The organism is Egicoccus sp. AB-alg2, assembly GCF_041821065.1.
Taxonomy (GTDB): Bacteria; Actinomycetota; Nitriliruptoria; order Nitriliruptorales; family Nitriliruptoraceae; genus Egicoccus.
In genome coordinates this window covers 50,510-74,609 of sequence record NZ_JBGUAX010000007.1, presented here as the reverse complement: position 1 = coordinate 74,609, position 24,100 = coordinate 50,510, and the positions used below count along the sequence as shown (strand labels likewise).

The 24,100-nt window shown below is 72.5% G+C and carries 20 protein-coding genes; 6 read left to right on the top strand and 14 right to left on the bottom strand.

All coding sequences use genetic code 11. From position 1 onward, the window contains the following. Positions 1-184 precede the first annotated feature (184 nt). Genes ACERM0_RS14510 through ACERM0_RS14495 form a run of 4 tightly spaced genes read right to left on the bottom strand, consistent with a single transcriptional unit; the run spans position 185 to position 4,230 of the window. Positions 185-919 (bottom strand): ABC transporter ATP-binding protein, encoded by a 735-nt coding sequence (locus tag ACERM0_RS14510; protein WP_373679328.1) that lies wholly within the window; start codon positions 917-919, stop codon positions 185-187. Continuing rightward, entirely contained in the window at positions 916-1,914 is a 999-nt protein-coding gene (locus tag ACERM0_RS14505; protein ID WP_373679327.1) for an ABC transporter ATP-binding protein, read from the bottom strand. Before ACERM0_RS14505 ends, ACERM0_RS14510 begins: the two co-directional genes overlap by 4 nt. Then, positions 1,907-2,893 carry a branched-chain amino acid ABC transporter permease gene (locus tag ACERM0_RS14500; RefSeq protein WP_373679326.1) on the bottom strand — a complete coding sequence of 329 codons (987 nt, stop codon included), beginning with the start codon at positions 2,891-2,893 and terminating at the stop codon, positions 1,907-1,909. The genes ACERM0_RS14505 and ACERM0_RS14500 overlap by 8 nt, the downstream gene beginning before the upstream one ends. Further along, on the bottom strand, positions 2,893-4,230 hold the full coding sequence (locus tag ACERM0_RS14495; RefSeq protein ID WP_373679325.1) for a carboxypeptidase regulatory-like domain-containing protein: 1,338 nt from the start codon (positions 4,228-4,230) through the stop codon (positions 2,893-2,895). The genes ACERM0_RS14500 and ACERM0_RS14495 overlap by 1 nt, the downstream gene beginning before the upstream one ends. A 268-nt stretch (positions 4,231-4,498) precedes the next feature. Here ACERM0_RS14495 and ACERM0_RS14490 point away from each other — a divergent pair, with 268 nt between their 5' ends. From ACERM0_RS14490 to serS, 3 genes are all read left to right on the top strand, one after another. Continuing rightward, the gene (locus ACERM0_RS14490; protein WP_373679324.1) at positions 4,499-5,041 is read left to right on the top strand and encodes a DUF4446 family protein; all 543 of its coding nucleotides are present in this window, start codon (positions 4,499-4,501) and stop codon (positions 5,039-5,041) included. Positions 5,042-5,060: 19 nt separating this feature from the next. Beyond that, on the top strand, positions 5,061-6,014 hold the full coding sequence (gene pheA / locus ACERM0_RS14485; RefSeq protein WP_373679323.1) for a prephenate dehydratase: 954 nt from the start codon (positions 5,061-5,063) through the stop codon (positions 6,012-6,014). Positions 6,015-6,130: 116 nt separating this feature from the next. After that, complete coding sequence (serS, locus tag ACERM0_RS14480; RefSeq protein ID WP_373679322.1) at positions 6,131-7,402, top strand: serine--tRNA ligase; 1,272 nt, start codon at positions 6,131-6,133, stop codon at positions 7,400-7,402. A gap of 105 nt (positions 7,403-7,507) precedes the next feature. Here the strand turns inward: serS and ACERM0_RS14475 are convergent, their stop codons facing one another. Next, positions 7,508-10,309 (bottom strand): carbohydrate-binding protein, encoded by a 2,802-nt coding sequence (locus ACERM0_RS14475; protein WP_373679321.1) that lies wholly within the window; start codon positions 10,307-10,309, stop codon positions 7,508-7,510. A 344-nt stretch (positions 10,310-10,653) separates the two neighbouring features. Next, the gene (locus ACERM0_RS14470) at positions 10,654-11,889 is read right to left on the bottom strand and encodes an ROK family protein (RefSeq protein WP_373679320.1); all 1,236 of its coding nucleotides are present in this window, start codon (positions 11,887-11,889) and stop codon (positions 10,654-10,656) included. 188 nt (positions 11,890-12,077) lie between these two features. Between ACERM0_RS14470 and ACERM0_RS14465 the strand changes: the two genes are divergently transcribed. After that, positions 12,078-13,154 (top strand): polyprenyl synthetase family protein, encoded by a 1,077-nt coding sequence (locus tag ACERM0_RS14465; RefSeq protein WP_373679319.1) that lies wholly within the window; start codon positions 12,078-12,080, stop codon positions 13,152-13,154. A 40-nt stretch (positions 13,155-13,194) separates the two neighbouring features. On the opposite strand, the gene ACERM0_RS14460 is transcribed toward ACERM0_RS14465, so the two are convergent. From ACERM0_RS14460 to ACERM0_RS14425, 8 genes are all read right to left on the bottom strand, one after another. Continuing rightward, positions 13,195-14,580 (bottom strand): alkaline phosphatase family protein, encoded by a 1,386-nt coding sequence (locus ACERM0_RS14460; RefSeq protein WP_373679318.1) that lies wholly within the window; start codon positions 14,578-14,580, stop codon positions 13,195-13,197. Continuing rightward, positions 14,577-15,743 carry a metabolite traffic protein EboE gene (eboE, locus tag ACERM0_RS14455; RefSeq protein ID WP_373679317.1) on the bottom strand — a complete coding sequence of 389 codons (1,167 nt, stop codon included), beginning with the start codon at positions 15,741-15,743 and terminating at the stop codon, positions 14,577-14,579. The genes ACERM0_RS14460 and eboE overlap by 4 nt, the downstream gene beginning before the upstream one ends. Next, a complete protein-coding gene (locus ACERM0_RS14450) occupies positions 15,743-16,612 on the bottom strand; it encodes a TatD family hydrolase (protein WP_373679316.1) in 870 nt (289 codons plus the stop codon). Before ACERM0_RS14450 ends, eboE begins: the two co-directional genes overlap by 1 nt. 13 nt (positions 16,613-16,625) lie before the next feature. Next, positions 16,626-17,369, bottom strand: a complete 744-nt coding sequence (locus ACERM0_RS14445; RefSeq protein WP_373679315.1) for an EboA domain-containing protein — start codon at positions 17,367-17,369, stop codon at positions 16,626-16,628. Further along, positions 17,366-18,208, bottom strand: a complete 843-nt coding sequence (locus tag ACERM0_RS14440; RefSeq protein WP_373679650.1) for a sugar phosphate isomerase/epimerase family protein — start codon at positions 18,206-18,208, stop codon at positions 17,366-17,368. Before ACERM0_RS14440 ends, ACERM0_RS14445 begins: the two co-directional genes overlap by 4 nt. Positions 18,209-18,213: 5 nt before the next feature. Next, entirely contained in the window at positions 18,214-19,098 is an 885-nt protein-coding gene (locus ACERM0_RS14435; protein ID WP_373679314.1) for an SCO3242 family prenyltransferase, read from the bottom strand. Then, on the bottom strand, positions 19,095-20,234 hold the full coding sequence (locus ACERM0_RS14430; RefSeq protein ID WP_373679313.1) for an inositol-3-phosphate synthase: 1,140 nt from the start codon (positions 20,232-20,234) through the stop codon (positions 19,095-19,097). Before ACERM0_RS14430 ends, ACERM0_RS14435 begins: the two co-directional genes overlap by 4 nt. A 94-nt stretch (positions 20,235-20,328) precedes the next feature. Beyond that, positions 20,329-21,276, bottom strand: coding sequence for a sugar phosphate isomerase/epimerase family protein (locus ACERM0_RS14425; RefSeq protein ID WP_373679312.1), 948 nt, complete (start codon positions 21,274-21,276; stop codon positions 20,329-20,331). 340 nt (positions 21,277-21,616) lie between these two features. On the opposite strand from ACERM0_RS14425, the gene ACERM0_RS14420 reads away from it, so the two are divergent. Next, complete coding sequence (locus ACERM0_RS14420) at positions 21,617-22,822, top strand: ROK family protein (RefSeq protein WP_373679311.1); 1,206 nt, start codon at positions 21,617-21,619, stop codon at positions 22,820-22,822. Positions 22,823-22,913: 91 nt separating this feature from the next. Then, a complete protein-coding gene (locus tag ACERM0_RS14415; RefSeq protein WP_373679310.1) occupies positions 22,914-24,020 on the top strand; it encodes a substrate-binding domain-containing protein in 1,107 nt (368 codons plus the stop codon). Positions 24,021-24,100 lie beyond the last annotated feature (80 nt).

Sequence of the window (24,100 nt, the reverse complement as noted above, 5' to 3'; positions counted from 1 at the left end):
GCAATGCATCTGGACGACCATCGCCGCACGGTGCGAACACGACCAAACCCACCCGGCCGGGCCTCCGAACAGGGCTGATCATCCTCCGGGAGACGCGAAACCCCCGCGCGTCGGGGGCCGTCCGACGGCGGGGGGTTCGTGGTATCCCGGGGTCGCGTGCGCTCGCGCACACGCGGTGCGCGACTCAGTCCACCTGCTGCTGGGCGAGGGTGCCGAGGTACAGCTCGATGACCTTGGGGTCGCTGAGCAGCTGGTGTCCGGTGCCCGTGTAGGCGTTGCGGCCCTGGTCGAGCACGTAGCCGCGGTGGCAGATCTGCAGGCACCGGCGGGCGTTCTGCTCCACCATGACGATCGACACGCCCGTGGCGTTGATCTCGCGGGCCCGCAGGAACGCCTCGTCCTGCAGGGCCGGGGACAGGCCGGCCGAGGGCTCGTCGAGGAGCAGCACGGACGGCTGCATCATCAGCGCGCGGCCCATGGCGACCATCTGCCGCTCACCGCCGGAGAGCCCACCGGCCCGCTGCTTGCGCCGGTCGCCGAGCAGCGGGAAGAGGTCGGCGACGTAGGCGAACCGGTCGCGGAACTCCTTCGGCTTCAGGTACAGCCCCATCTCGAGGTTCTCCTCGATGGTGAGGCTGGGGAACACGTTGCGGGTCTGCGGGACGTAGCCGACGCCCTGGGCCACCAGCTTGTTGGCGGGCGCGTTGGTGATGTCCTGCCCGCGCAGGCGGACACCGCCGGCGCGGACGTCCACCAGGCCGAACAGCGACTTCAGCAGGGTGGACTTGCCGGCACCGTTGGGGCCGATGATGCCGACGAACTCGCCCTCGGCGAGGGTCAGGTTGCAGCCGGTCAGGATGTCGATGCCGGGCAGGTAGCCGGCCGTGACGTCCTCGGCGATCAGCAGGGGCTCGTTCACGCCTGCTCCTCCGCGTCGTGGCTGCCCGCGGACGGGACGCCGTCGTGGTCGCCGTGGGCGAGTTCCTCCTCGCCCTCGTGCTCGTCCGGTGGGGCCTCCGCGATCGCGGGCCCGGCGGCGTCCAGCGCGGGGGCGCCGGCGAACGGGATCGGCGTGAAGCGGCTCTCGTCACCGTGGTCGGCGCCGAGGTAGGCGTCGATCACGGCCGGATCCTTGGAGACCGCCTCGGGCGGACCCTCGGCGATGATCCTGCCCTGCGCCATCACGACCACCCAGTCGCTGATGTCCATGACGACGTCCATGTCGTGCTCGACGAACAGGACGGTCATGCCGTGGTTGGGCAGGTCCTTCACGTGCTCGAGCAGCGACTGGGTCAGCGCCGGGTTCACGCCGGCCATCGGCTCGTCGAGCATGACCATCGAGGGCTGGACCATCAGCGAGCGGGCCATCTCCAGGAGCTTGCGCTGCCCGCCGGAGAGGGTGCCGGCCAGCTGCTCGCGCATGTGGTCCATGCGGAAACGCACCAGAAGCTCGTCGGCGCGCTGCTCGATGTCGCGCTCCTGCGAGCGCCAGGCCCCTGGCCACAGCGACGTCAGGAAGCGCTCGCCCTTCTGGCTGGTCGCGCCGAGCTTCATGTTCTCCAGCACCGTCAGGCGCGTCAGGGCCTTGGTGAGCTGGAAGGTCCGGACCATGCCGTAGTTGGCCACCTTGTGGGCCGGCACCTTCGACAGGTCGTGCCCGTCGAAGCTCCAGCTGCCCTCGTTCGGCCGGTCGAAGCCGGTCATGAGGTTGAAGAAGGTGGTCTTGCCGGCACCGTTGGGGCCGATCAGCGAGGTGATGGCGCCGCGTTGCAGTTCCAGGTGCTCGACGTCGACGGCGCGCAGACCGCCGAAGGCGCGCACGACCCCGTCGGCGACCAGGATCGGGTCGGGCTTGGGGACGCCGGGACGAGGTTCGACCTCGGCGAGCGCCCGCGAGGCGGCGGTCTCACGCATCGAGCATCATCTCCTGCTTGTTGCCCATGATCCCCTGCGGGCGGAAGGCCATCAGCAGGATCAGGACGAGGCCGACGAGTGCGAGCCGCACGGCGCCGATCGCGGCGTTGCCGAACCCGGTCTGGCGCAGCAGGCTGTCCATGCTCTGCAGCACGAACCAGAACAGCACGCTGCCGAGGATCGGTCCCAGCACCGTGGCCGCGCCACCGAGCAGCAGCACGGTGTAGGCGAAGAAGGTGATCTGCGGCAGGAACTGGTCGGGGGTCATCGCGCCCTGGTTGAGGACCAGCAGGATGCCGGCCAGACCGCCGAACACGCCGCCGAGCACCAGGCTCTGCATCTTGTAGGCGAAGACGTTCTTGCCCAGCGAGCGGGCGGCGTCCTCGTCCTCGCGGATCGACTTGATCACCCGGCCCCACGGCGAGCGCATCAGCGCCCACACCATCAGGGCGGCCAGCGCGACCACGCCCCAGGCGACCAGCATCACCCACAGGCGGGTGTGCGAGAACCCGAGCGGGCCGATGCCGTAGCTGCCCTCGGGGATCGGGTTGGCGCGGACGAACGAGCCGGTGAACCCGGACCCGCCGAACTGGCTCGGGATGCCGAACGCGCCGCCGGTGGTCTCCGCCATCGGGCTGGAGCGGAAGACGAACCGCAGGATCTCGGCCGCCGCGATGGTGCAGATGGCGAGGTAGTCGGCACGTAGCCGCAGCGTGGGGAAGCCGAGCAGCAGCGCGAGCACGACGGCGGCGAGCATGCCCAGCGCGATGCCCAGCGACAGCGGCATGGCGTGGATGGACACGGCGATGCCCATGCCGTAGGCGCCGACGAGCATGAAACCGACCTGCCCGAAGTTCAGCAGGCCCGTATAGCCGTAGTGGACGTTGAGGCCGATCGCGGCCAGGGCGTAGACCGCCGCCACCGGACCGATGGCGGTCCGCAGGCCGTCGAGGATCACGCGGATCAGGTCGACATCCATCAGCCGATCCTCTCTGCTCGGCCGAGCAAGCCCTGCGGCCTGACCAGCAGGATCAGGATGAGCACCCCGAGGGCCCAGACGTACTTGAGCTCCGTGGAGAACCACAGGGTCGACAGTTCGGTGATCAACCCGACCACGATCGACCCGAACATCGCGCCGTATGCGGTTCCGAGGCCGCCGAGGATCACGCCGGCGAACATCAGCAGCAGCAGGCGGAAGCCCATCAGGTAGCTGACGTTCTCCACGACGCCGTACAGCACGCCGCCGAACCCGGCCAGTCCGCCGCCGATGACCCAGATGATCAGGATCACCTTCTGCACGTCGATGCCGGACGACTCCGCGAGATCGCGGTTGTCGGAGACGGCACGCATGGCCTTGCCGATGCGGGTGCGCTGCAGCATCGTGGCGACCCCGACCAGGGCGAGCGTCGCCAGCAGCATGACCGTGAGGTCGCGCGGCGTGAGGCGGATCGGGCCCAGCGTCCAGGCCTGCTGGATGGTGTAGTCGTAGTAGGGGCGGCTGGAGCCGCCGAACCACACCTGCAGGGCGTTGCGCAGCAGCAGGGCCAGACCGATCGAGATGACCAGCATCTGGATCAGGCCGGTCCGGCGCCGGCGCAGCGGCCGCCACAGGCCGAGCTCGATCGCACCACCGGCCCCCGCGGACAGCGCCGTGGCGATGATGCCGGCCACGATCAGCGTGAGGCCGACACCGCCCGCCGTGCTGGGCGCGTTCAGGAACCAGGCGATGACGGCGCCGAGCGCCACCAGTTCACCGTGGGCGAAGTTCACCAGCCCGGTCGTGCCGAAGATCAGCGACAGGCCGATCGCCGTGATGGCGATGATGAGGCCGAAACGCAGTCCGGAGACGGTCTGGGTGAGCAGTGCGGCGGTGAACCGTCCGGTCGCGGCGCCCTCGCCAAGGGCGAAGATCAGCGTGCGGTTCTGGCCGGACCGCACGCTCACCTCGAGCGGGTTGCGATCCGCGTCCCGCAGGTCGACGCCGTCGGGGAGCGTGGCCTCGTCGAGCGTGACGACGTAGTCGCCGGGCTCGGGCAGTTCCACCTCCCAGCTGCCCTCCCCGTCGGTCGTGGTCTCACCGACCTCGGCGCCGTCGGCGGTGGCGACGCTGATCGCCACGTCGGGCACCGGTTCGCCCTCACCGTCGCGCAACGTGCCACGGATGGTCTCGCCTCCCTGTGCGAGAACCATCGTGTCGCCCTGCGCGAGGGCGGCGTCCTTCGGTGCGGTGGCCTGAGCGAACGCTGGTCCGGCCATCAAAGCGATGGCGGCCAGCGCGCTCCACGCGAGCACGACGGCTCGCAGGCGGGCAGACACCTGCTCCCTCCCATGCAGTCCCGGTATATGGTCGGCGGAGTCTAAGTCGCGACTCGCCCCGCGGCGGTGTGCGGGCTCCGCCTGCGCGCGCGGGCCGACCGTCGTTCGGCCATGGCCGCGGACGAAACGCCCGGTTCGACCCCCTCGCGGGCCCGATGGCCGCCGTGCGGAACCGACGGGGGCCGGCGTCACGCGCCGCTACCCTTTCGCGCGCCGGTCGCCGAGTCGACCGCTTCGCCGTGTTCCGAGACCGCCCGTCGAGGGGTCGATGATCGAGCTGGATCCGCAACTGCTGACGTGGCTCGTGTTGGCGAGCGCGGGTCTGAGCGTCCTGCTGGGCGTCGTCGTGGTGGTGCTCGCCGTGCGCGTGCGCGCCCTTCGCCGCGAGCAGCGGCGCGCGTGCGCCAGCGGCTCGGACCAGGACGTGGTCGGCGCCCTCGGCCGGATCGACGCCGAGGTGCAGGGCGTGCGCCGCGACGTCGGAACCATCCACGCGAACACCGAGCACCTGCGCGAACTGCTGCGGGGCGCCGTCTCCAAGGTCGGCGTCGTGCGCTACGACGCCTTCGACGACATGGGCGGCGCGCTGTCGTTCTCTGCCGCGCTGCTCGACGAGCGCGGCAGCGGCGTGGTGGTCTCCGCGATCAACGGTCGCACGGAGACCCGCTGCTACGCGAAGCCCCTCGCCGACGGCAGCAGCGAGCAGCACCTGTCGACCGAGGAACAGGCCGCCGTCGACGCGGCCCTGGAGGGTCGTGGCCCCGCGGTCGTGCCGCCGGGCCGTACCCGGCGCCGCCGTCGTGTCTCCTGAAACATCGAAAGGCGTCGTCGTGAGCGACCGCATCGCCTTCCTGGGCCCCGAGGGCACCTTCACGGAGACGGCCGCCCGGCTGGTCGCCGGTGACGGCGACCCCGCGCGGCTGGTGCCGTGCGGGGACGTGATCGAGGTGCTGCGTGCCGTGGAGTCGGGGGACGCCGCCCGTGGGGTGGTGCCGATCGAGAACACCCTCGAGGGCTCGGTGACGGCCACCCTCGACGCGCTCGCGTTCGACACCGACCTGCTGCTGGAAGGCGAACTCGAGCTGCCCGTGGCGCTGGTCGCCGCGGCCGTGGACGCCGATCTCGAGTTGTCGGCGGTGACCGAGGTGCACTCCCATCCGGTGGCGCTGTCGGCCTGTCGGCGGTGGCTGTCGAAGCACGTCGGGCAGGCCGAGCGGCTGGTGGCCGCCTCGACGGCGCGGGCGGCGGCGCACGTCGCCGAGGCGGGCGGTCCGCGCCTGGCGATCGTGAACCCGCTCGCCGCGGAGCGGTACGGCCTGCCCGTGCTCGCCCGCGACATCGCCGACCGCAGCGGCAACTCCACCCGGTTCGTGGTCGTCGGCACGCGACTGCCGGCGCCGACCGGTTGGGACAAGACCTCGTTGGTCGTGTTCATCGAGGAGAACCGTCCCGGCGCGCTGCTGCAACTACTGGAGATCTTCGCCGAACGCGAGCTGAATCTCACCAAGATCGAGTCGCGGCCGACCAAGCACGAGCTCGGTGAGTACTGCTTCTTCCTCGACGTCGAGGGCCACCTCGCCGACGAGCGGGTCGGCGACGCGCTGGCGGCCGTCAAACGCACCCACCGCGACGTGAAGGTGCTGGGCTCGTACCGCCGCTCCGGCGCCCGCCGCACCGCCGAGGCCGACCGCATCGCCGCCGACGACGCCGCCTACCGCGAGTCGGCGGCCTGGCTCGCGCGGTGGCGCGAGCGCATCCAGCGCGAGCCCCCCGCCGAGCGCTGACCCCGACGGGCGCGTCGCCGGCCGTCGGGTCGGGCGGGCCGTCGGCTCGGGTGGGCCGTCGGCTCGGGTGGGCCGTCGGCTCGGGTGCGGGCCGACGAGGCGTTAGCCTCGCGCGCATGATCGATCTGCGCCTGCTCCGCGACGACTTCGAGTCGCTCGCCACCGCCCTCGCCCGCCGCGGCTACGACCGCGACGAGCTCCTCGCCCTGCGTGAGCTCGACGAACGTCGCCGCTCGCTGATCGCCGAGGTCGACCGCGCCCGCGCCGACCAGCGCAACGCGTCCAGGTCGATCGGCCGGGCCGCGCCCGACGACCGGCCCGCGCTGATCGCGGCGGCGGCCGAGCTCAAGACCGAGGTCGCCGACCTGGAGAAGCAGCTGGCCGAGGTCGAGCGCGAGCACGCCCACCGCTTCGCCGCGGTGCCCAACCTGCCACACCCCGACGCGCCGGACGGGCAGGAGGGCGACGGCGTGGTGCTGCGCACCTTCGGCGACGAGCCGGGCTTCGACTTCCCGGTCCGCGACCACGTCGAGCTGCTCGAGGCGGCCGACGCGCTCGACCTCGCACGGGCGGCCAAGGTCTCCGGAGCCCGGTTCGCCTACCTGAAGGGCGAGGGGGCGCTGTTGGAGTTCGCGCTGGTGCGCTACGCGATCGACGTGGCGATGCGTCACGGGCACACGCCCGTGATCCCGCCGGTGCTCGTCCGCGAGGAGGCGATGTACGGCACGGGCTTCCTGCCCACGGACGAGCAGCAGATCTTCCTCACCCGCGACGACGACTACTACCTCGTCGGCACCTCGGAGGTGCCGCTCGCCGCGTTGCACATGGACGAACTGCTCGACGAGCAGCAGCTGCCGATCCGCTACGTCGGCTACTCACCCTGCTTCCGGCGCGAGGCCGGTACGCACGGCAAGGACACGCGCGGGATCCTGCGGGTGCACCAGTTCGAGAAGGTCGAGCTGTTCTCGTTCGTGCACCCCGACCTCGCCGACGCCGAGCACGAGCGCATCCTCGGCATCGAGGAGGAGATCTTCACCGGCCTCGGCGTCCACGCCCAGGTGGTGGACATCCCGGTCGGCGACCTCGGCGCGTCCGCGGCCCGCAAGTTCGACATCGAGGCCTGGCTGCCCGGGCAGGCTGCCTACCGCGAGGTCACGTCGTGCTCCAACACGACCGACTACCAGGCGCGCCGGCTCAAGGCCCGCATCCGCCGGCGTGAGGGCGACAACCTGCTGGTCCACACCCTCAACGGCACCGCCCTGGCCGTGCAGCGCGCCATCATCGCGCTGGTGGAGACCCACCAGCGCGAGGACGGCAGCGTCGCGGTTCCCGAGCCGCTGCAGCCCTACCTCGGCCGCGAGGTCCTCTTCGGGTCGCCGGAGTGGTAAGCCCGCTGGCAAGGCTGCCAGGGCGCTGACAACCTCGGATTCTCCCTGGAACGGGTGACGCCCACCCGGCCGCCTGGACCGGGTGGGCGTCGTGTCGGGATCGGATCAGCGGTTGCGGTTCGACTGCGCCGCGGTCCGCACGATCGCCTGCCGCTCGGCACGGGTCAGGACCCCGTCTTCGACGAGCTGGTCGGTGACCTCGGCGACGTGCGAGACCAGGGCCCCGTGGTTGGGCCAGGTCCGGCCGTCGTCGATCAGTTCACCGGCGCAGTAGTCGTCGTCGGCGGCACGGTCCTGGACGCCGGTCGGGTGCCCGTCGACCGTGATGGTGCCCTCGCAGACCGGTGCCGGCGGGTCACCGGCGACGCCCTCGCCCTGCGCCTCGAAGTAGTTCAGGACGAACAGGTGCTCGTCCGCGCCGGCGTCCTCGTTGGTGAAGACGAGGAACAGCTCGAACGTGCGGCCCGGGTCGGTGACATCGACCGTGACGTTGGTCCACGTGTCGTCCGCACCGGTGGTCTCGACCTCGGCGGAGGCCAGCAGCTCACCGTCCGGCGCGTCCTTGCGCACCTCGATCGTGCCACCGGGACCCGCCGCGGCGACGCGGAAGTCGATGGCGTCGATGTTCACGAAGTTGACCGGGTCGAACGCGATCCAGTCCCCGTGGTCGATGGAGGCGACACGCTGGCCACCGCCCTCGGCCGGGTCCTGGGCGTTCTGGGTCGAGACCCCCGAGCTGTCGGTGAAGTGCTGGGCCTGCCGACGCATCGGGTTCAGCGTCGCCTGGTCCTCACCGGTCAGCGCCGGCAGGTCGCCCGCACCGAGGTCGGTGTAGCGGGCCGACAGCAGCCACCACAGGTTCATGTCCGCACCGTGACCGCTGTCCAGCGGCGTGGTGAAGGAACCTTCGCAGCCGCGGAAGACGGCCATCGGGTGGGCGTGCTGGTCGTGACCGAGTGCGCTGCTGATGCTCACGCGGTCACAGTCGATGTCCCCGTCCTCGCGGTCGGTCACGACGACGCGGTAGTCGATCTCGTCACCCCAGTCGAAGAACCCGCCGTCGGCCGGCCAACGGACGTCCACCTCGGGCGCGGTGTTGCCCACGACCACGGTGACGCCGGCGCGGCCGGTGCGGCCTTCCTCGTCGGTCACCAGGAGCGTGGCGGTGTAGCGACCCGGCTCCTCGTAGGTGTGCGTCGGGTTCGGGTCGTCGGACGTGGCGCCGTCACCGAACTCCCACGCGAAGTCGACGATCGAGGCACCCTCCTCGGGGTGGTGGCTGCCCTGGCTCGTGAAGGTCACCTCGAGCGGCTGCTGACCCGAGGTCGGCTGCGCGCTGGCCCGTGCGACCGGCGGGCGGCCGTCGGGGACCCAGATCACCTGCGAGAGCTGGGCGTTGGGGTGCTCCACGAAGAAGCCGCCGCCGTACTCCAGGATGTAGAGCGAGCCGTCGGGGCCGAACTCCATGTCCATCGGTGCGCGGACGTCGCCGCGGGTCAGGAAGTCGCGGATCTCGTCGAGCTGCCCGTCCTCGTCGAGGCGGAACTGCTTGATGAAGTTGCGGGTCCACTCGTAGAAGAACGGCACGCCGTCGTAGTACTCGGGGAACGCGTACGGGGAGTCGAGGTCCGCGTCGTAGCGGTAGACCGGACCGCCCATCGGGCCGCCGCCGCCGCTCTCCAGCTCCGGGAAGGCCTCGGTGACCGTGCTGTTGTGGTACCAGACGTCGGCCGGGGTGACCGGCGGCAGCTGCTCGAGGCCGGTGTTGCGCGGCGAGTCGTTGACCGGCCCGCCCTCGCAGTCGAAGGCCTCGAAGGACTCACCCGTCTCGAAGTCGTAGTCGATGTACGGGAAGTTGTCGCCGATGCAGTAGGGCCAGCCGACGTTGCGCGGCGAGTCGATGACGTGCCACGTGACGGTCGCGCGGGGTCCGCGGTCGGGGTTGGGCTGACTCGCGTCCGGCCCGTAGTCGCCGAGGTACACCACGCCCGTGACCGGGTCGACCGAGAACCGGAACGGGTTGCGGAAGCCCATCGCGTAGATCTCGGGCAGCGCGAGCTCCGGGTCGTACACCTCGTCGGGGAACAGGTGGTCGTACGCACCGCTGTTGAAGAGGTTGCCCTCCGGCACGGTGTAGGAGCCGTCCTCCTGCACCGTGATGCGCAGCAGTTTGCCGCGCAGGTCGGCGGTGTTGGCGGAGGTCCGCTGGGCGTCGAAGGCCGGGTTGCGGTAGTCGCGCTCGTCGATCGGGGCGTAGTTGTTCGACTGGAACGGGTTGGTGTCGTCACCGGTGGACAGCAGCAGGTTGCCCTCGTGGTCGAACCCGATGTCACCGCCGTTGTGGCAGCAGATGCCGCGGTTGATCGGCACCTCGAGGATCACCTGCTCGGAGTCGAGGTCGATGTAGGGGTTGACGGGGTCGTCGACGAACTGGAACCGCGACAGGTGGTTCTTGCCGACGTAGTCGTCGAAAACGCTGGTGTCACTGCCGGGCTCGACCTCGTCGGGGGCGGCCCCCTCCGGGAAGCCCTCGATCACCGGCGAGTAGTAGACGTACACCCACCCGTTGTCCTCGAAGTCCGGGTCGATGGCGATCCCCTGCATGCCGTCCTCGGAGAACGAGTAGGTCGGCAGGCTGGTGATGATCCGCGTCGACGCGGTCAGCGGGTCGTACAGACGGAACTGCCCCTGGCGGTTGGTGTGCAGGACCCGCCCGTCGGGCAGGACCGCCATGGACATCGGCTCGCCGACCTCGCGGGTCAGCGTCACCTTGGCGAAGTTGTCCCAGTCCTCCGGGTCCGGGCCCTCCTGGCCGCTGGCCGGCTGGGTCGGCAACGTCGCCAGCGCCAGCACGCTGACGACGAACATGCTGAGTACCACGGACCATCGATGTCTGGTCGCGGACATGCGCGCTCCTCTCCCTGATCACACATCACCCGTCCGGGCCACCCCCGGACGGCAACGGATCCCCCGTTGTGACCAGACGCTAGGTGGTCTTCCGTCGCAGAGCAAACAAAAGATGCCCAGCTTCGTTCGTGATCGCGCGAAGAAGTGGCGAGGACGCACATGGAAGTCGGCCGGCGGTCCGCCGCGGGGCCGACTTCGATGCCGCCGACGGCGTCGCGGGCGGCACCCGGGATCTTCCTCGGCGGTGCGCGGCGCGGCGGGGTCGGCCGCGCGCGGACCGGGGGGCACGCGCAGCCGCTCGCAGCCCTCGGATCGACGCGCGCGACCCGGCGCGCGGGTCGCCGTCAGCCGGTGGCGGCCGATGCGCCGGTCACGCCGGCGAGGCCCCCGCTGGCCAGGCGGGCGTCGACCGCGTCGGGCGTCAGCAGGTGCTCGAGCACCAGCGCGGCGGCGCCCGCGATGCCGGCGTTCTCGCCCAGTTGGCTGCGCACGATCTGCAGGTTGCGGGTCGCCAGCGGCAGCGAGCGCGAGTAGATCGACTCGCGGACGCCGGCCAGCAGCTGCTGGTCGACGTTGGCGAGGCGCCCGCCGACCACGATGACCGCCGGGTTGAGCAGGTTCACCAGCCCGGCCAGCACGATGCCCAGCTGTCGCCCCGCACCGCGCACCAGGCCGACGGCGTCCGGGTCGCCCTGTCGCACCAGGTCGACGACCTCGGCGGGACCGGCCGCCTGCTTGCCGTGTTCGCGCAACTGGCGTGCCAGCGCGCCGCCGCCCGCCACCGCCTCCAGGCAGCCCACGTTCGAGCACGGGCACACGACGTGGTCGGCGCCCACGACGCGGATGTGGCCGATGTCGCCGGCCGCCCCCTGGGCGCCGCGGCGGATCCGTCCGTCGACGATCAGGCCGGCCCCGATCCCCGTGCCGATCTTCACGAACAGCAGGTCGTTGACCTTGTCGCGCCAGCAGCGTTCGTATTCGCCCAACGCCATGATGTTCACGTCGTTGTCGACCAGCACCGGCGCATGGAAGCGCGCCGCGAACGGTACGGGGATCGGGTAGTCGTTCCAGCCGGGCATGATCGGCGGGCTGACCGCGACGCCACGCGCGAACTCCACCGGCCCGGGCACGCCGATGCCGATGCCGCGCACGTCCGTGTCGGCGCGGCCCACCTGGGCGAGCAGTTCGTCGAAGCGCGCCTGCACCTCGCCCAGCACGATCTCCGGTCCGGCGGCGACGGCCAGCTCCTGTGACGTGCGTGCCAGGACCGTGCCGGCCAGGTCGGTGAGCGCCACCCGGACCAGCGTGGCGCCGATGTCCGCGACGAGGATGACGCCGGCGGCGCGGTTGAAGGTCAGCACCATCGGCGGCCGACCGCCGGTCGACACGCCGGTCTCCGTCTCCTGCACGAGGCCACTGCTGACCAGCGGTTCCAGGCGTTGGGCGATCGTCGAGCGGGCCAGGCCGGTGACCTCGGCGAGCGCGGTGCGTGTGGTCGCGCGCCCGTCCATGATCAGCCGCAGCAACTCGCCGGGGGAGCTGCCACCGCGTCGTCCGCTGCGCCTGCCGCTTGCCGTCATGCCTCGCCTTCTCATGGTGGACGACGCGCGCTGCCGCACGCGGAGCGGCACTGTAAGCGACCCGGTCCGGCGGTCGGCCGGGAACGGCGGGTGGTTCTGCGGTTCACCCTTCCCTGCGCACCCGCGACCGGCTAGCTTCGACGGAAGTCGGCAAACTTCGGCCATAAGTTCGGCAGAAGGGGGGAACGGTGCTCGGGACGGCGGCGCCCGCGGTGAGCCTCGCGGCGTCGCGCCGCCTCCAGGCGTTCCTGGCCGAGCGCACCCGCGAACTGACCGAGCTGGACGCGGCCGCCGCCCGGCTCGGCACCGAGCTCCAGCGGTTGGCGGGGGCCGGCGGCAAGCACCTGCGGCCCGCTTTCGTCGCGGCCGGTGCCCACGCCGCAGCGGCGTCATCGGGCGAGGGGGTGCCCGAGGATGCGGTCGCGACGGTCGGGGCCGCCGTGGAACTCACGCACCTGTTCGCGCTGGTGCACGACGACGTCATGGACGGCTCGCCGCGCCGCCGCGGCGTGCCGTCGGTGCACGCGTCGCTGGCCGCGTCGCGGGGCGAGCACGCCCACGTCCGCGACGACGCGGCGTGGTTCGGCGCGAGTGGCGCCATCCTGGTCGGTGACCTCGCCATGACGTGGGCCGACGACCTGCTCGAGGACGTCGACCTGCCGCCCGCCCGCCGCCTCGCGCTGTTGCGCGCGATGCGGCGCCTGCGCGCCGAGGTGATCGCGGGGCAGTACCTCGAGGTTCGTGGTTCCGGCGGGGTCGTCGACCGGCCCGAGGAGGCGCTGCGGATCGCGGTGCTGAAGTCCGGCCGCTACACCGTGACCCGGCCGCTGCAACTGGGCGCGGCCGTCGTCGCCGACGACGGCCCGTGGTGCGGGGTACTCGCCCGCTTCGGGGACGCGGCCGGGCTGGCGTTCCAGCTCCGTGACGACGTCCTCGGGCTGTTCGGTGGTCCCGGCCGGACCGGCAAGGGTGTGCTGGAGGACCTGCGCCAGGGGCGCCCGACCGCGCTCTTCGTGCTCGCGCGGGCACGGGCGCGAGACGACGCACGTCGACGGCTGCAGCAGCTGTTGGCGACGCCGGAGGCCGGCGAGGCCGCCCTGACGGCGGTACGGGACCTCGTCGTCACGAGCGGGGCCCTGGCCGAGGTCCACGCGCAGATCGAGCGCTGCACCGACCGCGCGCGGCGTGCCGTCGAGGACCTGCCGCCGGCGGCCCGGGAGCCGCTGCTCGACCTGCTGCGCCTGGTGGTCGACCGCGACCGCTGACCGACGTGGCCGGCCGCCGACCAGCCCGACCGGCGTGACGTCAGCCGACCGGCGCCTCCAGCCCGGACAGGGCCAGCAGCAACGACGCGACGTCGGTGGCGGCGAACCGGTCCCGGCCGAAGCGCGGGTCACTGCACAGCAGCATCGGCCCCTCGTCGTCGCTGTCCGGCAGTCGGCCGTGCGAGCCGCGGACGTGCGACGGGTCGAGCGGGACGACGTCCAGGACGCCACGGAAGCCCAGCTTGCGCCGCGCCAGCGTCAGCCCGGCGCGTGCCTTCGCGAACCGGTCGGCCGGGTCGAAGAACAGTTCCGCGGGGTCGTAGCCGGGCTTGCGGTGGATCTCCACGGTGCGGGCGAAGTCCGGTGCCCGGGCCTCGTCCAGCCAGTACCGGTAGGTGAACCAGGCGCCGGGCTCGGCGACGAGGACCAGCTCGCCCGACCGGGGGTGGTCGAGTCCGGCCCGCCGCTTGCCGTCCTCGTCGAGCACCTCCTCGACGCCATCGAGGCCGCGCAGCAGGTCGGCGACCTTCGGGACGAGGTCCGCGTGCGGCACGTAGACGTGGGCGACCTGGTGGTCGGCGACCGCGAAGGCCGACGACGTCCACGGGTCGAGGTACTCCATCCCATCCTGCGTGTACACGTCCAGGAGCCCCGCCCGACGCAGGTGCTGGTTGACGTCGACGGGGCGGTCGGCCGCGGTGATCCCGTACTCCGACAGCACGACGACCGCCGCTCCGGCCGACCGCGCCTCGTCGGCGAGGGCGCCGGCGACACCGTCGATCTCGCGGGCGGCCGTGACCACGCGCGGGTCGTCGGGGCCGTAGCGCTGCAGGTCGTAGTCGAGGTGCGGCAGGTAGACCAACAGCAGGTCGACCGGGTCATCGCGCAGCACGTGTCGGGCGGCGTCCGCGATCCAGCGCGAGGAGGTGAGGTCGGCGGTCGGGCCCCAGTAGTGGAACAGCGGGAAGGGACCGAGCTTCGCCTGCAGTCGCTCGCGCAGCTCCGGCGGCGAGGTGTAGCAGTCCGGGGACTTGCGCCCGTCGGCGTGGTAGACGGGCCGGGGGGTGAGGGTCAGGTCGGTGCTCGCGCCCATCGCATACCACCAGCACAGGTTGGCCGTGCGGTGGTCGGGGCGGGCACGGCGGGCCTGCTCCCACACCTTGTCGCCCTGGACGAGCGCGTTGTGCTGGCGCCAGAACAGGATCTCGCCGAGGTCGCGGAAGTACCAGCCGTTGGCGACGGCGCCGTGGTCGCGGGGCAGCCGGCCGGTCAGCAGCGTGGACTGGACCGTGCAGGTCACGGCCGGCAGCACCGTGTCCAGCGGGGCGGCGAACCCCTCGGCGGCCAGCGCCTGCAGCCGCGGCATGGACCGCAGCAGCGCCGGCGTCAGGCCGACCACGTCGAGGACGACGACGGGGGTGGTCATGGCGTGATCTCCGTGCATCCGCGCGCGAGCAGGGCGTCGCGCGTCCAGGTCAGTTCCCTCGCGAGGGCGTCGGCGAGGTCGTGGTCCGTGACCGGCCGCTCGGCGGGCGGCAGCACGGTCCAGGTGTAGGTCTCCACCTCGAGGTGCGTGGTGACCGGCGCCGGCCCGCCGACGACCTCGTCCAGCAGCGCGATCAGCACGTCCTGGGTCGTGCCCTCGGCACGGTGCACCGGGGCATGGACGTGCGAGCGCCACTCGCGCCCGTCCGGCAGGCCGCCGGCCAGCGCCTCGGGCAGGTCGTCGGTCCCCGGCACGCGGCCGTCGTCGGGGGCGGGGGCGGCCCGGGTCTGGTGCAGGAAGCGGGGTTCGACGTAGGGCCCGAGACGCTCGCGGTGGTCGTCGAGGCGCCCGTCGGCCGAGCGCATCGCGCTGGCGACCTGCAGCTTGACCACCGGCGTGGCGGCCTGCGCGAGCCGGCGCACCGTCTTCGCGGGGTCCTCGAACTCCACCGCGAGGTGGCAGGCGTCCAGCGCGACCCCGATCATCGGCTGGCTCAGGTCCGCCACCCACTCGGTGACGGCTGCCGCGGTCGCCAGGGTGCAGCCGGGCTCCGGCTCCAGGCCGACGCGGACGGTGCGCCCGCGCTGCTCGGCCAGGTCCTGCAGCGCGCGACCCAGGTCGGTGAGTGCCTCGGCGGCCGCCCGCCGGCCGTCGGCGTCCAGCCACGCCCGCCAGCCCAGCGGCAGCGTGGAGATCGAGCCCTGCGCGACGTCGTCGGGCAGCAGGTCGGCCAGGACGTGGGCGACGTCGACGGTGAACGCAGCGCGCCGGGGATCGGCCCAGTCCGGCCGGTAGACATCGCGCTTGACCACCGGGGCGTGGAAGGCCGCGTACGGGAACGCGTTGCAGGTCACCACCTCGACGCCCGCCTGTTCGAGGTCGTCGCGGAACCGGGCACGGGCGTCGCCGTCGCGGCGCAGGTGGTGGGCGGCGGCCGCCGGGAGCCACAGCCCGACGCCGATGCGCGCCATGTCCGTCCGCGCACGGATGCGGCCGGCGATCGTCGCCAGGCGGCGGGCGATCGCGTCCGGGGTCTCCTCGGCGTGGACGTTGCTGCAGTAGGCCAGGTGGAGCGTGCTGCCGTCCGCGTGTCGCAGGCGCATCAGGCGGGCCGTTCGCCCCGCAGCACCGAGTTGCCCGCGAAGGTCGCCGTCGCGTCGAAGCCGTCGGCCGGGGTGTCGAGGTCGAGCCGCCCGCTGCGTCCGAAGACCTCGACCGGGTTGCGCCACACCACCTGGTCGACGGTGTCCTCGTCGAAGCCGGCGTCGAGCATGGCCCGCGCCGTCTTGGCGACCTTCAGCGCGTCGCTGCGGCCCCAGTCGGCGGCGGAGTTGACGAGCATGCGCTCGGTGCCGTGCTGCTGGAGCAGGCGCACCATCCGCACCTCGTCCATCTTGGTGTCGGGATAGATGGAGAACGCCGCCCAGCAACCGTGCTCACGGACGACGTCGACGGTCAGCTCGTTGTTGTGGTCGACGATGACGTCCGCCGGATCGATCCCCGCCTCGCGCACGACGTCCAGCGTGCGGCGGGTGCCGGCGAGCTTGTCGCGATGCGGGGTGTGGACCAGCACGGGCAGCCGGTGGGCCTTGGCGAGTTCGAGCTGTGCCGCGAACGCCTCGTCCTCCTCGGGCGTCGCGCTGTCGTAGCCCACCTCGCCGACCGCGACGACCCCGTCCTTGGCGAGGTAGCGCGGCAGGAGCTCCAGGACGTCGCGCCGCAGCCCGGGATCGTTGGCCTCCTTCGGGTTGAGCGCGATCGTGCAGAAGTGGCGGATGCCGAACTGCGAGGCCCGGAACGGCTCCCACCCGAGCAGGCCGTCGAAGTAGTCGACGAAGCTGCCGACGTTCGTGCGCGGCTGGCCGAGCCAGAACGCGGGCTCGACGATCGCGCGCACCCCGGCGGCCGCCATGGCCTCGTAGTCGTCGGTCGTGCGGGAGGTCATGTGGACGTGCGGGTCGAACAGGCGCATCTGGGTTTTCCGATCAGGTACGGACGGCCCGCTGGCGCAGGGCGGCGCGGGCGGCGTCACGGCGGTCGGCGACGGGATGGTCGAGCTCGGCGGTGATGGCCGCGAGCTCGTCGGCGGGCGGATGCCGGTCGATCAGCGGCCACACCTCGGCGGGGACGTCGCGACCGGCGGCGATCCGCTCGTGCACGTAGCCGGCCAGCATCCGCGACAGGTCCGGCGTGACCCGCCTGTCGAGGCCGCTCACGCCGTGCAGTGGCAGGCCGACGAACACGGCCTTCAGCACCGCTTGCGCGAAGGCGTGGTCGTCGAGGTGGTCCGCGGCCGGCCCCAGCGCGGCGGCGATCAGGCGCAGGTCGTTGGTCCGCAGCGCGTCCTCGACCAGCCCGACACCGTGGTCGGCGAGGTCGAGGTACGGCAGTGCCCGCAGGATCCCGCGCCGCTCGGCCGCGTCGCCGAAGCGGTACAGGTCGGCCAGCTCTGCCTCGACGGCCGGCCCGAGCGCGAGCAGCAGGCCCGCGCGCCCGGCGTCCTCCACCCACCAGATGTGCAGGTCCTGCGGGTCGGCGTCGGGGGCCAGCGGGCGGCGGCCCAGCTCACGGCCGACGGCGGGGAAGCGGGCACGGACGGCCGTGGGGTCGGCGCGGACCGCGGCGACGGCGGCTTCGTACCAGGCGCGGCCGTCGGGTTCGAGGCGCCGGTCGAGCATCGCCAGCAGCGCGGCCGCGTCGGGTACGGGCGTGTCGGAGGTGGTGGTCATCGGTGGGCGACCTCCCGGTCGGCGGCGTGCAACGCGGACAGGGACGTGGGCACCAGCGTGTGCGCCGTGTGGCTGTGACGCGGCAGCTCCACGGACACGAGCCCGCGGTAGTCGAGGTCGTGCAGGGCGGCCAGGGCGGCGGGCAGGTCCAGCTCACCCGTGCCGAAGGGCAGGTGCTCGTGGACTCCGCGGCGCATGTCCTCGACCTGGACGTGGAACAGCGCGTCGCCGGCGCGGCGCACGCAGGTGGCGACGGGATCGTCCTCCAGGCACACGCAGTGGCCGAGGTCGAGCGTGACGCCGAAGCGCGGATGCCGGTCCAGCACGTCGCGCAGGCGCTCCCAGGCGTCGAGGCGGTCGACGAGCATGCCGGGCTCGGGCTCGAAGGCCAGCCGGATCCCGTGGTCCTCGGCTGCGGCCAGCAGCTGCGCGCAGCCGGCCACCAGCCGGTCCCAGGCGACCGCGGGAGACACCTCGTCGGGGCGCCGACCCGACCACAGGTGCACGACCTCGCTGCCCAGGTCGGCGGCCACCTCGACGGCGGTCATCAGCAATGCCAGGCGCTGCTCGCGGCCGTCGTCGGACAGCAGCGTCGGCTCGTGCTTGCGGAATGGATCCAGGACGAACCTTCCGCCGGTCTCCACGACCGCCGTCAGCCCGTGGCGTTCGAGGTCGCGGCGCACGGCCCGGACCCGCGCGCGCAGGTCGGGCGCGTGCGGGTCGAGGTGGTGGTGGTCGAGCGTGAGCGCGACGCCGTCGTAGCCGTGGTGGGCGAGCAGGGCCAGCGCGTCGCCGAGCCGGTGGTCCGCCAGCCCGTTGGTGCCGTAGGCGAAGCGCAGGCGGCTCACGTCACGGCCCGGCGCCGGGCGAGGCGGTGTGCGACCGGCCACAACGACAACAGTCCCGCACCCAGGACGCGTCGACCGCAGGCGATCGAGACGGCGCTCTGCAAGGGGACGAACCCGAGCACGCTCGTGCCGACGAGCTGCTGAGTCGCGGCCGGCGTGGGCGTCCGCACCGCCCGCTGGGCGGCGCGGGCCTGCAGGGCCCCGTGCGCCAGCAACGGTGCCGCGGCGAGCAGGCGGCCGCCGCTGCGGCCACGGCGCCGGACGGTCCCGCCGGTGAGGGCGGCAGCGGCCAGGCCGGCCAGGGCGGCGCCGCGGACGACGTCGGGCCGGTCGCCGGTCGTCTCGTGGCGGCTCACCGTGGTGAGCGCGTAGGTGTGCAGTCCCACGGCCGCGGCAGCGGGGGCCGCCCGCCGCGTGTGACCGATGCTGGCGCCCAGCAGCACGTCGAGCACCCGGCAGGCCGCCATCGCCGCCGGCCCCGCCGCGGTGTCCTTGAGCGCGAAGTCGTAGGCGTAGACGGCGCCGGCCAGCGGCAGCGCGACCGCCAGCGAGCGACGGCCCGCGAGCGCCGACAGCCCGAGCCCGGCCGCCATCAGCCCGTGGCCGAGACGGGTGGCGGTCGCCAGCGGGACCCGCCCCGACGGGATCGGCCGGTGGGGCCGTTCGTCCTGGTCGATCCGGTGGTCGGCGACGTCGTTGAGCGCCATGCCGCCGAGGTAGAGCAGGCACGACGCGCTGGCCAGGGCCGCGGCCCGGGCCGGCAGGCGCCGGTCGTCGACGGCCAGCGAGGCGCCGGCGAGCACGTCGCCGGGCACACTGAGCACCGCGGGCAGGCGGACGAGGTCGGCGAGGTCGGCGGGGGCGGGGTGGCGGGCGGTCATGCGCCGGCCACCCAGCGCTCCAGCGTGGACAGCTGCGACCAGAACCCGTGGTCGTCGGTGCCTACGGGGTCCTTGAAGAAGTAGCCGAGCCCGGCCTGTGCGCCGCGATCACCCCGCTGCAGCGCGAGGTCGAGCAGGCGGGCGAGGTCGAGCACGAGCGGCGCGGCCAGGGCCGAGTCGCAGCCCTGCCACGTCAGCTGCAGTTGCATCCCGGTGCCCAGGAAGCCGGTGAAGTGGACGTGGTTCCAGGCCGTCTTCCACTCGCCGAGGTCCGGCACGCAGTCGATGTGGACGGGCTGGGTGACGTCGGGGCCGAGGATGGTCTCCAGCGTGCGGCCCTTGCTGGCCAGCTTGCTGGAGGCGTGGGCCGGGTCGGCCAGCCGGGCGCCGTCACCGCCGCCGAGCAGGTTGGTCCCGGCCCAGGAGTGCACCGGCAGGTGGCGGTGGGCGAACATGGGGGCCAGCACGGACTTCAGCAGCGTCTCGCCGGTCTTGCCGTCGCGACCGGCGACGGGCAGGCCCCGCTCCTCGGCGAGCGCCAGTACGGCCGGCGCCGTCAGAGCGGCGCCGGGGGTGAAGTCGACGAACGCGGCGCCGGCCTCCAGGGCGGCGATCGCCGCGACCAGGCTGGGCGTGGCCGCGTCCCAACCGGCGTCGAAGCTGCGGTCGAGGTCCTCGGTGCGCAGCGGCGGCTGTTCCCACGCCGCCGGTGCCTCGGTCGAGGCGAGGTTGACGACGACGAGGCGCTCGACGTCCTCGGCGGCGCGGAAGGCGTGGAGGTCGTGGCGCATGGCGTCGACGGCGGTGCGTGGCGAGGTGTCGCCCGCGGCGGGGCAGGTGCGCACGCGCTCGTCGAGCACGGACAGCCGGTCCTCGACGACACCGACCAGCGGGGCCGGGAACACGCCACCCTGCGCGAGCTGTTCGGCGCGCTTGACCAGTGGCGTGGAGACGACGTCCTGCCCGCCGAAGACCAGGTCGTCGACGGGTGCCAGCCGCGCCTGGTCGAAGCCTGCCGAGGCCGTGACCATGCCTTCGGGCCGCGCGGCGCCAGCGGCGACCGCGGCCGCGCCGACCATGGCCGTGGTGGCGACCGAGCCGCGTCCGCCGACCAGCCAGACCCCGGTGCGTGTCACGGTGCGTCCTTTCTCGATGGTGGTGCGGCGGTGGTGCGGGGACAGGGACGGCCCCGCCCTCCGGGATGACCGGGGACGGGGCCGTCGGGATGGATCAGAAGCTCAGGCAGTCGAGGTAGTCGATGCTGCGCTGGGCGGTCTCGAACGCGTCGGCGGGGAAGTCCTGCTCGACGACGTACAGCTTCACGTTGCCCTGGGCGGCGCGGAAGACGGCCGGCCAGTCGATCTCGCCGTCACCGACGGGGACCCACGAGACCCAGTTGCCGTCCTCGTCCGTGACGAAGTCCTTCACGTGCAGGAGCTCGATGCGGTCGCCGAACTCCTCGAGCAGCGCGACGCTGTCCTCGCCCGCGCGGTCGGCCCAGCCGACGTCGAGCTGGAAGGTCACCCAACGCGGGTCGGTGTTCTCGACCAGGATCTGCCAGGCGCTCTTGAGCTCGCCGTCACCCTCGACGTCCACGTACTGCGTCTCGAACTCGACGGCGTGGTTGTGGCCGAAGATCTTGCCGGTGCCGTTCTTCACCGAGCGCTCACCGAGCCGGTTGAGGGTCTCGGCGGTGGCCAGGACGTTCTCGTAGCTGTTGATGCCCGGCGAGGCGAAGCCGCCCGAGCCGGTCCAGCGCTGGTTGAACAGTTTGGCGTCCGCCAGGTGGCTGTCCCAGTTGGCCTCGTTGGTGCTGCCGTGACGGCTGCGGATCCGCAGGCCGAGGTCGTCGGCGAGGTCCTTGAACTCCTGGGCGGACAGTCCGTGGTAGCTGAAGGGCTCGATGTTGCGATAGCCCATGTCGGCCAGCTCGGTCAGCACGTGCTCGATGCCGTGCTGGTTGATGGCCGAGTTGAACGTCCACAGCTGGATCGAGACGTGGTTCAGCGGGATGTTGCGGCCGGTGCTGCACTTGGCGTGGTCGGGCTTGTTCGGCGTCGCCCGCTCGGCGGCGGCTTCGGCCGAGGTGGTGCCGGCCATGGCCATCGCCACGGCGAGGCCGACGGCGGCCAGGCTCAGCCAGACGCGGCGCAGGACGCCCGTGTTCGCGTTCGTCATCGCGTCACCGTCCGGTCGGGGGTGGTGGTGCGGTGCGGCATTCCCGTTCCTCTCCCTCGGGGTGGCGGCGTGGCTCGCTCCCTCACGCCGGGACCGACTACCGCCACGGGCTGCTTCTGTCGGTTGACACACGAAGTTAAGCCATACAACCGACGCAAGGTCAATGCCGGTGGCCCGAAAAGGTCATGAGCGCGCCGGGTTTCCGTAGGCACTCCGAGCCATGCTGATGCGCGAAGCGGTCCTGGCGGAAGGCTTCGGTGGGATCTGCGGGACTTGCGTCCCTACTACCTCGGGCTTTTGATGTTGACAGACGGAAGTCGGGTCGGTTATCACTACCGCCATGGGAGAACTGCTGACCACCACCAACGGGTGGCCGACGACCGCGCCGGGCTCACCGGGGCACCTGCTGCAGTTGCTGCGGGAGGGCGCCGCCTCGACCCGTCCGCAGCTGGTCGAGCTCAGCGGGATCTCCCGGACGGCGGTCTCCCAGCGCGTCGACGCGCTGCTGGCGGCCGGCCTGGTGGTCCAGGACGGGGCCGGCGCCTCGACGGGCGGACGTCCGGCGGTGCGGCTGCGGTTCAACCACGACCACGGTCTGGTGCTCGTCGCGGACCTCGGGGCGACCCACGCCCGCCTCGCCGTGACCGACCTGGCCGGCGAGTTGCTCGTCGAGCGGGCCGAGGACCGGGCGATCGCCGAAGGTCCCGGCCCCGTGCTCGACTGGGTTCGTGCCGGCTTCGAGCAGCTGCTCGACGAACTGGGCCGTGGGCGCGCCGACGTGCGGGGCATCGGCATCGGGCTGCCCGGCCCGGTCGAGCACGGCTCGGGACGGGCGGTCTCACCGCCGATCATGCCGGGGTGGGACGGCTATCCCGTGCCGGCCCACTTCGCCGACTACGACGTCCCGGTCCTGGTCGACAACGACGTGAACATCATGGCGTTGGGCGAGTACTGGGCGGCCTGGCGCCACGAGGTGGACGACCTGCTGTTCATCAAGGTCGGCACGGGCATCGGCTGCGGCGTGATCGCCTCCGGGCGGGTCCACCGCGGCGCGCAGGGCGCCGCCGGCGACCTCGGGCACGTCCGGGTGCCCGGTGCCGACGACGCGCTGTGCCGTTGCGGCAACACCGGCTGCGTGGAGGCCGTCGCCGGCGGCCAGGCGATCGCCGAACGGCTGCGCTCGCTCGGCTCCTCCGCCCGTGACGCCCGCGACGTGGTGAACCTGGTCCTGGCGGGGGACCGCGAGGCCACCCGCGCGGTGCGCGAGGCGGGCCGCGAGCTCGGTGCCGTCCTGGCCGCGGCCGTGAACTTCTTCAACCCCGCCGTGATCGTCATCGGGGGTGACATGGCGAACGCGCACGAGCAACTGCTCGCGGGCGTCCGCGAGGTCGTCTACCGACGGTCGTTGCCGCTGGCGACGCGCCACCTCCGGGTGGTGCCCGCGCAGCTGGGCGATCGCGCCGGCATCACCGGCGCCAGCGCGATGGTGCTCGCCGAGGTGCTGGCACCGGGGGCGGTGGATCGCCTCGTGAACGGGGTGACGTGATCACCACGACCGCGTCGGGGACACGTCCCGGCATCGGCGGTCGTGGCAGACAACCCGCGTGAGACGCGGGAGAAGAACAGGGAGGAACGGCATGCGCTCGACGCGTTCGAGAGGCCGACTGCTGCTGGGCATCAGCACCGCTGTGGCGCTGGTCCTGACGGCATGCGGCGGCAACGGGGACGACGGCACCGCCGCCGGCACCGGCGAGGAGGCCGGCGAGGAAGCGGGTGACGGCGGCGAGGCAGCCGCCGGTCCCTTCACCATCGGGGTGAGCAACGGCTTCACCGGCAGCGAGTGGCGCACCCAGATGCTCGACAACATCCAGGAGGTGTTCGCGGAGTACGAGGAGCAGGGGCTCGTCGACGACCTCATCATCGAGAGCGACGACGTCGACGAAGCCGGGCAGATCGAGCAGATCCGCAACCTCGTCAACCAGGGCGTCGACGCCATCATCATCAACCCGAACTCGCCGGACGCGCTGAACGCCGCGTTCGAGGAGGCCGCGGCCGAGGGCGTGCGCATCTACGCCGTCGACCAGGCGGTGACCAGCGAGGCCGTCACCAACGTCGTCATCGACCAGGCCGAATGGGCCAAGATCAGCGCCCGCTGGCTCGCCGAGCAGCTCGGCGAGGGCGCCCAGATCGTGGGCGTCAACGGCATCGCCGGCCACCCGGCCAACGAGGCCCGATGGGGCGGTGCGCAGGAGGTCTTCGAGGAGGCCGGCATCGAGGTCGTGGCCCAGGGCAACGCCAACTGGAGCCAGGCCGAGGGCCAGACCGTCATGCAGGAGCTGCTGGGTCAGCACGGTGACACCATCGACGGTGTCTGGGCCCAGGACGGCGTCGCCGAGGGCGTGCTGCGGGCGCTCATCGACGAGGACCGGCTCGACCTGACCACCACGGGTGAGGCCCGCGCCGGCTACCTGCGGCTGTGGGACGAGGCCGGCATCGACACCATCGGGGTCGTGAACCCGCCGGGCGTCGGCGCCACCGCGCTGCGCTTCGCGCTGCTGGAGCTCCAGGGCGAGGCCATCGCCGAGGACAACCTCGAGAACGGCAACACGCTGTTCCTGCCCCTGCCCGACGACGTGACCAGCGACGAGCTCGACGAGTGGCTGGCCGACGTCGAAGGCCAGCCCGACGGCTACTCCGTCGACGTCATCCTCTCCGAGGAGGAGGTGCGCGGCTACCTGCAGTAGCCGACGCACGAGGGGCGCCGGACACTCATCGTGAGTCCACCGCGCACCGGCGCCCCTCACCACCTGCCACCGGCCGTCAC

Excerpts from the sequence above, each read along its gene's own strand:
- ACERM0_RS14425 (WP_373679312.1), bottom strand. The coding sequence starts at position 21,276 with ATGACGAACGCGAACACGGGCGTCCTGCGCCGCGTCTGGCTGAGCCTG.
- ACERM0_RS14460 (WP_373679318.1), bottom strand. The coding sequence starts at position 14,580 with ATGACCACCCCCGTCGTCGTCCTCGACGTGGTCGGCCTGACGCCGGCG.
- ACERM0_RS14420 (WP_373679311.1), top strand. The coding sequence starts at position 21,617 with ATGGGAGAACTGCTGACCACCACCAACGGGTGGCCGACGACCGCGCCG.
- serS (WP_373679322.1), top strand. The coding sequence starts at position 6,131 with ATGATCGATCTGCGCCTGCTCCGCGACGACTTCGAGTCGCTCGCCACC.
- ACERM0_RS14505 (WP_373679327.1), bottom strand. The coding sequence starts at position 1,914 with ATGCGTGAGACCGCCGCCTCGCGGGCGCTCGCCGAGGTCGAACCTCGT.
- ACERM0_RS14450 (WP_373679316.1), bottom strand. The coding sequence starts at position 16,612 with ATGCGCCTGTTCGACCCGCACGTCCACATGACCTCCCGCACGACCGAC.
- ACERM0_RS14500 (WP_373679326.1), bottom strand. The coding sequence starts at position 2,893 with ATGGATGTCGACCTGATCCGCGTGATCCTCGACGGCCTGCGGACCGCC.
- ACERM0_RS14415 (WP_373679310.1), top strand. The coding sequence starts at position 22,914 with ATGCGCTCGACGCGTTCGAGAGGCCGACTGCTGCTGGGCATCAGCACC.
- ACERM0_RS14435 (WP_373679314.1), bottom strand. The coding sequence starts at position 19,098 with ATGACCGCCCGCCACCCCGCCCCCGCCGACCTCGCCGACCTCGTCCGC.
- ACERM0_RS14470 (WP_373679320.1), bottom strand. The coding sequence starts at position 11,889 with ATGACGGCAAGCGGCAGGCGCAGCGGACGACGCGGTGGCAGCTCCCCC.
- ACERM0_RS14475 (WP_373679321.1), bottom strand. The coding sequence starts at position 10,309 with ATGTCCGCGACCAGACATCGATGGTCCGTGGTACTCAGCATGTTCGTC.
- ACERM0_RS14445 (WP_373679315.1), bottom strand. The coding sequence starts at position 17,369 with ATGACCACCACCTCCGACACGCCCGTACCCGACGCGGCCGCGCTGCTG.
- ACERM0_RS14490 (WP_373679324.1), top strand. The coding sequence starts at position 4,499 with ATGATCGAGCTGGATCCGCAACTGCTGACGTGGCTCGTGTTGGCGAGC.
- eboE (WP_373679317.1), bottom strand. The coding sequence starts at position 15,743 with ATGCGCCTGCGACACGCGGACGGCAGCACGCTCCACCTGGCCTACTGC.